The organism is Gemella sp. (assembly GCF_057272915.1).
The window spans coordinates 22760-30018 of the sequence record NZ_DBHIUF010000021.1 but is presented as its reverse complement, the minus strand read 5'-3'; the positions used below and the strand labels follow the sequence as shown (position 1 = coordinate 30018).

Annotated in this window: 8 protein-coding genes; 2 read left to right on the top strand and 6 right to left on the bottom strand. The window is 29.5% G+C overall.

Annotated features, from left to right (window positions below; genetic code table 11):
* Nucleotides 1-246: 246 nt before the first annotated feature.
* From ACO6OL_RS07445 to cysS, 5 genes are read right to left on the bottom strand one after another with little or no spacing between them, the layout of a single operon-like run.
* Nucleotides 247-771 (bottom strand): NYN domain-containing protein, encoded by a 525-nt coding sequence (locus ACO6OL_RS07445; RefSeq protein ID WP_485502683.1) that lies wholly within the window; start codon nt 769-771, stop codon nt 247-249.
* A 21-nt stretch (nt 772-792) separates the two neighbouring features.
* Complete coding sequence (locus ACO6OL_RS07440; RefSeq protein ID WP_485502682.1) at nt 793-1233, bottom strand: GNAT family N-acetyltransferase; 441 nt, start codon at nt 1231-1233, stop codon at nt 793-795.
* A complete protein-coding gene (gene rlmB, locus ACO6OL_RS07435) occupies nt 1226-2041 on the bottom strand; it encodes a 23S rRNA (guanosine(2251)-2'-O)-methyltransferase RlmB (RefSeq protein WP_485502681.1) in 816 nt (271 codons plus the stop codon). Before rlmB ends, ACO6OL_RS07440 begins: the two co-directional genes overlap by 8 nt.
* A complete protein-coding gene (locus ACO6OL_RS07430; RefSeq protein ID WP_294682834.1) occupies nt 2025-2456 on the bottom strand; it encodes a Mini-ribonuclease 3 in 432 nt (143 codons plus the stop codon). The genes rlmB and ACO6OL_RS07430 overlap by 17 nt, the downstream gene beginning before the upstream one ends.
* Complete coding sequence (cysS, locus tag ACO6OL_RS07425; protein ID WP_485502680.1) at nt 2441-3838, bottom strand: cysteine--tRNA ligase; 1398 nt, start codon at nt 3836-3838, stop codon at nt 2441-2443. The genes ACO6OL_RS07430 and cysS overlap by 16 nt, the downstream gene beginning before the upstream one ends.
* A gap of 250 nt (nt 3839-4088) precedes the next feature.
* Here cysS and ACO6OL_RS07420 point away from each other — a divergent pair, with 250 nt between their 5' ends.
* A complete protein-coding gene (locus ACO6OL_RS07420; RefSeq protein ID WP_314160115.1) occupies nt 4089-4967 on the top strand; it encodes a YitT family protein in 879 nt (292 codons plus the stop codon).
* A 167-nt stretch (nt 4968-5134) separates the two neighbouring features.
* A complete protein-coding gene (gene clpP / locus ACO6OL_RS07415; protein WP_314161011.1) occupies nt 5135-5782 on the top strand; it encodes an ATP-dependent Clp endopeptidase proteolytic subunit ClpP in 648 nt (215 codons plus the stop codon).
* A 36-nt stretch (nt 5783-5818) separates the two neighbouring features.
* Here clpP and ACO6OL_RS07410 read toward each other — a convergent pair whose 3' ends face one another.
* On the bottom strand, nt 5819-7069 hold the full coding sequence (locus ACO6OL_RS07410) for a peptidoglycan bridge formation glycyltransferase FemA/FemB family protein (RefSeq protein WP_314161010.1): 1251 nt from the start codon (nt 7067-7069) through the stop codon (nt 5819-5821).
* Between the last annotated feature and the right edge of the window lie 190 nt (nt 7070-7259).

The following is a 7259-nucleotide window of genomic DNA, read 5'->3' as shown; positions in this document are numbered from 1 at the left end:
TTTTTTTCCAACTTCTCTTGACTTTTCTGTTTACACAAAATATTATACACTATCTTTGCTAAGATAATAGGTAATAAAGAAGATTATCAAATTAATTACAGCAAGAATACAACAGCTGCTAAGGAAAGACAAATAACAGCAATCTCAAATAAAGGAAAAATTGAAATTAGCTTTATTTAGATTTGAGTATAGATTTTTCAAAATATTAAAAAAGAGATGGATTTTAATAAGTCCATCTCTTTAGTTTTAAAATTTCCCGTTTTTTATGAAATTTTCTAGTTTTTTTCTGTCTTTATCGCTCATTCGAATATGTCTATTTTTTAATTTTCGTGAATTATGTTTTCTTGTTATTTTAGAAACATTTTGTTTTCTATCTTTTAGTTCTTTTATAAACATATGGCAGTCTCTTAGAATAGCACCATAGCCAAGAGTAGTATTGCGCTCATCGTTATCATCACTTACAACTATAATGTCAATAAAGTGATCAATTCTTAGTTCACGAGTTTTTCTTTCTATCCACTGGTCTGCACGTTCTCCAGTTTTTGTATAAACAATACTGATAGGTGGTTCTTCTTTAATATATTCTTTTGCACGAGTAAGATATGCATCGAATACGCAGTAGACAATGTAATTATTTCCGCCTGCATATTCACGTAAAATATCAATTAGAACATCACGTTCAGTAGGGAAGGTAGAGCTTTTTATTAAGTTATATTCTTTCATACGAAAAAGTAAATTGTAACCATCAATAAATAAATATTGTTTTTTCATAAAAAAGCCTCCTTTAATAATTTAATTAATTATTTTTCTCATATCAACATGTTCAATTCCAGCATCTAAATATATTTTATTATTAATTCGGTTGTAACCTAATGATTCATAGAATTTTTCAGCTTGAATTTGAGCACTTAATTCTATAATTACTTCTTTTTTTAGAATTTGTTTGGCTATGTTTTCGCAGCCAATAATAAGTTTACGACCGATACCTTTTCCACGATATTCTTTATTAATAACAACGCGTCCGATGTGAATAACGTCTTTATCAAGATCTATAAGACGAGCGATTCCAATAAGTTTATCATCATCGAAATATCCAATATGAACTGTATTTTCGCTATAATCTTTTTCATCTAATTCTAGTTCAATAGGAACATTTTGTTCTTTAACAAATACTTCAATGCGAAGAGCAAAACCAAGGTCTAATTCTTCTTTATTGTTTAAAATTTTAATCATTAGATTTTATTCTTTCATACATAATTATTCCAGCAGCTACAGAAGCATTTAAGCTTTGTATTTTTCCTAACATTGGTAGGTGATATAAGAAGTCACATTCATTAGTAACAACTTTACTCATTCCTTCGCCTTCATTACCAATTACAATAGCTAAAGGTACATCTTTTGCAATTTTTGTATAATCTTCAGAACGTTCTGCTAGTGTAGTTCCAGCGATCCAGAACCCTTTTTCTTTTAGTTTTTTAATAGCATCAGTTAGGTTTGATACGCGAATAACGGGCATGTGTTCAATCGCTCCTGCAGATGCTTTAACTGCAGTTTGGCTAACCACAGCAGCACGACGTTTAGGAATAATTATAGCTTTAACACCACTAGCCTCAGCAGTTCTAATTATAGCACCAAGATTGTGTGGATCTTCAATATGGTCTAAAATTAGTAGGGTAGTATCCTTATTAATTTCTAGGTTATTTACTACTTCATCAAGTTCAAAGTAAGAGTATGGTGCAACATAGGCGATAACCCCTTGGTGACGTTCAGTAGTAGAATTATCTAGTTTACGTTTTGGAACTTCTTGACAAATGATTTTTTTCTCATTAGCAATAGCAAAAATAGATTTTAATCTTCCTTTTTCAATCCCTTCTTGGAATAGAATTTTATTAATTTCACGTCCTGATTTAATAGCTTCAAGTATAGAATTACGACCTGCAATCACTTCTTTATCTAAATCAACTTCAGGAGTTTCAACTTGAGGTTTTTGTTCTTTATTTTTTAGTCTTAATTCTTTATAGTGTTTATTGTTTTTCTTCATATAGTCTAATTATGTAGTTAAACATTTCCTCCAATCTTTCAAAGTTTTTTTCTAAATATAAATAACCGAATACTGCCTCTAAACCTGTAGCAAGTTTATATTCCATAATGCTTGCGTTCTTTGCTTTAGAGTTGTTTTTTTGATTTTTTGCACGGTTATAAATTTTTTCTTCTTGTTCTGTTAATATACTATTATTTAGTATGTTTTCCATAAAACTTGCTTGTGCTCTTGCTGATACGATTGTAGATACTGTTTTGTGAAGATCATTTATTTTTCCTAAGTGATTTTTCATAACGTACTCTCTACTCATAATATCATAGATGCTATCTCCAATATAGGCAAGAGTTAGTGCTTGCATTTGATTAGGATTAGCGAAGTTTTTTTCAGTAAATTTAAAAGTTATATTTTTTTCCATCGTACACCTTGTTTAGTATCTTCTAAGATAATTCCTTGTTCTTTTAAGTCATCACGTATTTTATCAGCTAAGGCGAAATTACGATTTTTACGAGCTTCTTCACGTTCAGCTATTAAACTTTCGATGTGTTCACTATTAAGTGTATTATCTTCTTTTACGCTTATTCCAAGAATAGAACTATAAGTTTCAAATGCAGCGTTGATTAGCTCTAGAGTTTCTTTGTTGACAGCTTCTTTTGCTGTGTATGAATTAGATATTCTCACAATTTCATACCATGAAGAAAGTGCATTTGCTGTATTGAAATCATCTTGCATATATTCTTCAAATTTGTTTAACTCCTCTGTAACTAATGCTACAACTTCTGTATCTAATTTTTCATCAGTTATATCATTATTTAATCTGAATTGTAAGTTTTGATAAGACGTTTTAATTTTTTCGAAGTTTGTTTTCGCAAGCTCAATATTTTCTAATGTGTAGTTAATTGGAGTTCTGTAGTGAACTGTCAACATGAATAAGCGAAGTACCATTGGGTCTATTTCTGCAATAATATCTTTTACAAGGCGGAAGTTACCTAAGCTTTTACTCATTTTGACATTATCAATATTAATAAAGGCATTATGCATCCAATAGTTACTGAATGGTGCATGGTTGTGACATTCAGACTGTGCAATTTCATTCTCGTGGTGAGGGAATGTTAAGTCTTGTCCACCAGCGTGGATGTCGATTGTATCACCCAGAGTTTCTTTAGCCATTACAGAGCATTCAATATGCCAACCTGGACGACCTTCACCAAATGGGCTATCCCATTTTACTTCACCTGGTTTAGCTTTTTTCCACAGTGCAAAATCTAGAGGATCTTCTTTATGTTCACCAACTTCAATACGAGCACCGCTAATTAAGTCATCGATAGATTGTTTACTTAATTTTCCATAATCTTCTTTTTTACGTGTTCTGAAATAAACATCACCATTAGCTTCGTATGCAAATCCTTCTTCAACAAGTTTTGCGATGAAGTTAATTATTTCTTGCATGTATTCAGTAACTCTAGGGTTTTTAGTTGCTCTCTTACATCCAAGTGCATCATAGTCTTTAAAGAAAGCTGTAATGTACTTGTCAGTTAGTTCACTTGTAGAAATTCCTTCTTCATTACTAGCCTTAATAATTTTATCATCAACGTCTGTAAAGTTAGAGATAAAATCTACTTCATATCCACTGTGTTCTAAATATTTGCGTACTACATCAAAAACTATTATCGGACGTGCATTTCCAATATGTATATAGTTATAAACAGTAGGTCCACAAACGTACATTCTTACTTTATTTTCTTCAATTGTTTTTAAAATTTCTTTTTGTTTTGTCAATGTATTATAGAGTTTAATCATAAATAGCTCCTTGTTAAAAGGGAGATTCACAAATTAAAAATTAGTTATCGTATAAATTAACTAATGAATGACTCCCAAATTTCTTCTATATCATAATAACTAAAAAAGTCTATTACTTAAATTTTAACACAAAATGCCTATAAAATGAATTATTTATTAATGTTTTATAAAAGATAATCAATTTTTAATTGTTTTAAATTTATATTTGTATTAAAATATATAGAGGAAAAAAATAAAGGATAAGGATATCATGAAATTATCAGATACTATTTATGCTACAGAGAAACATAAGAATGCCAAAGATGTTATTTTAATAATAATAGGAACGGTTTTATTCTCTATTTATGCTGGTTTATTAATCCCTGTAAATAATATTGGAGCAGGTGGGGCTTTGGGGTTAAGTTTAGTGGTGAATAAGTTAACAGGAATAAAAATAGGGACGATTCAGTTTATATTAAACGTTCCACTATTTTATATAGGTTATAGATATATTGGTAGAAAGTTTGTAATACTTACAGGAGTTGTCATAAGTATTTCATCTTTCTTAATAAATAATTTACCAAAGATTATTACTCCGGTGAATTTAGGTGATTCTTTAGTTGCAGCAATTTTCTGTGGAATTATTTCGGGACTTGCAATGTGCTGTTTATTAGTTGCGGGTGCTTCTACTGGAGGAACAGATATTACAGGTAAATTTATTTCAAAAAAAATGGATTTTAATTTACCGACGGTATTTCTTATACAAGATATTACAGTTTATACAATAGTATGGATATTTTTTGATATAAAATATGTAATGTATGCCCTTGTTATGAGTTTTGTTCGTAATCAAACGATGAGAGGTGTTCAAAAATTCTTTTCTGCATATATTCAATGTACAATTATCTGTAAAAATCCTGAGGTTATGGTAGAACTTATTAATAATACTTTACATAGAGGTTCAACGATAATGGATGTAGAGGGTGGATATTCTCATGAGAAGAAACGAATGATAATTGTAGTTATTCAGCAAAATGAGATGTATCAATTGCGTAAATTGGTAGCGAAAAATTGTCCAGAAGCATTTATAACGGTAAGTGCGGTAAATACAATAGTAGGTAACTTTAAAGAACATTCTTATAGACTATAAAATTTATATAGAATCGGCTTAGAATTATTATTTTAAGTCGATTTTTTAATTTGAATTTAAGTGTTATTATATTTTATATGTAGAATACTTAGAAAGGGAAATAAGTTGCTAATTGACCATTTTTGATATATAATATCTAGTGAAAACGAAAATTAGGAGGTAAGAAAATGAATTTAATTCCTACAGTAATAGAGCAAACTTCTCAAGGGGAAAGAGCATACGATATTTATTCAAGATTATTGAAAGATAGAATCATTATTCTTGGTTCAGATGTAAATGATCAAGTAGCAAACTCAATAACAAGTCAACTTTTATTTTTAGAAGCACAAGATAGTGAAAAAGATATTTATTTCTATATTAATTCACCAGGTGGAAGTGTGACAGCTGGTTTTGCAATTTATGATACTATGCAACATATTAAATGTGACGTTGTTACTATTTGTATGGGGATGGCAGCTAGTATGGGTGCATTTTTACTTGCAGCTGGAACTATCGGTAAACGTTACGCACTTCCAAATGCGGAAGTGATGATTCACCAACCATTAGGTGGTGCACAAGGTCAAGCAACAGAAATTGAAATTGCTGCAAAACACATATTAAGAACTAGAGAAAAATTAAATAAAATTTTAGCAGACAGAACTGGACAAACTATTAAGACTATTGAACGTGATACAGAACGTGATAACTATTTAACAGCAGAAGAAGCGTGTGAATATGGTCTAGTAGATAAAGTAATGTATCCAGAAAACAATAAACCTCAGAAAAAAGAAAAAACTAAAAAAGCTACGAAAAAAGTTGCTAAGAAAGAAGAATAAATGAAAAAAAGGAGTTGAGCAGGAGCTCAATTCCTTTTATATTTTCCAAATTTTTCCGATTGCATTTCTAATTTCGTAATTATCCATAAAATACTCTATATTTCCGTTGAAATTACGTTTGAATTGAAGAACTCCGTAGTCAGTAGCCTCTTCAGACTCAAAATCTTTAGAAGTACCAAAGAAGTTGAAATATTTAAAGTTATTATTGATGGCGTATTTCATCATATGGAATAAGATTGCATATGGACCCTCGTAACGGTGGAATTTTCTCATTGCACCGCTTGTGAAGTAGATTAAATCTTGCCCTGATTCTATAAAAGTAGCACATGAAAGATTAATAATATTTCCGTTTTCTTCTTTAAGCTCTTTTATTTTATCAATTTTTTTATACCAAATAGCAATATTTTCATCAAATTCTTTTAGACGGTTAGTTGCTTTTTTAGCATTCACTTTTCCTTGTTCTAATTTTTCTTTTAGATCGTCTCGCTCTTTTTCGAGATTTGCAATTGTGTTAGTTGTAGTTTCAATGAATTGATCACAATCAATGTATGAAATAAGATAGTGAGCTTTATCTCCGATATTATTCTTTAATGACTTAAAATATGTATTATCACGAATGCTAAAGTCTATTCTCTCCTCAGTATCACGATTAATTTTATCAAAGATTTTTGCATCTTCTTCATCAAAGATATCAATCTCTCGAACTTGTACTCCTTCTTTCATCGTTCTATTAATAGTATAACGAGCAATTTGTGAAATATTTTTTAATAAATTATTCTCAGTAATATTTTCGTCTAGTGATTTAGAAAAAACACAACGAGAAGCCAGTGTAGGATTTGTGAATAAGTCATCATTAAGTGGTTTGTATCCTAGTGAAGTTAATATTTTATCTGTTTTAATAGCATCCTCAGTAGTTTCAACATATTCGATATCTTTATAAATACGTTCGTTTAAGAATGGATTTACTCTTACGCAGAGAACACGAAAGTCTTTAGCGAAATAGTTTTTTAATTCTGCCATATAAAATCTTACTAACTCATTATTAGAGTAATCCATTATTGGACCGTGTTGAGCAGTAACTTTATAGAAGAATTTTCTATAAGGGAAATAAATAAATGTTGAATATGCTAGTATTTTATTATTTTCTTTTACTGCAAGAATTTTAGTCTTTAGATTATTGAAATTTTGCATTTTACTATATACGGCAGCTTGTTGTAAAAAGTAACGATTATCGTTTTTTTCTTGAACCATTTGTAATTCGTCACTGCTAATTTCTGTAAATATCATTAAGATGCTCCTTATATAAAATTTAATATATACGCATACGATTATATAATAAATAAAAGAAAAATAAAAGTAATAACTATTATTAAAATTTCTTAATAAAAAGATATAAATAATTGTGGATATAGCTTATAGAAGAATATTAGTAAAGGAAAATTTGGGTATACAGATCTTAAAAAAATTTATAATCATT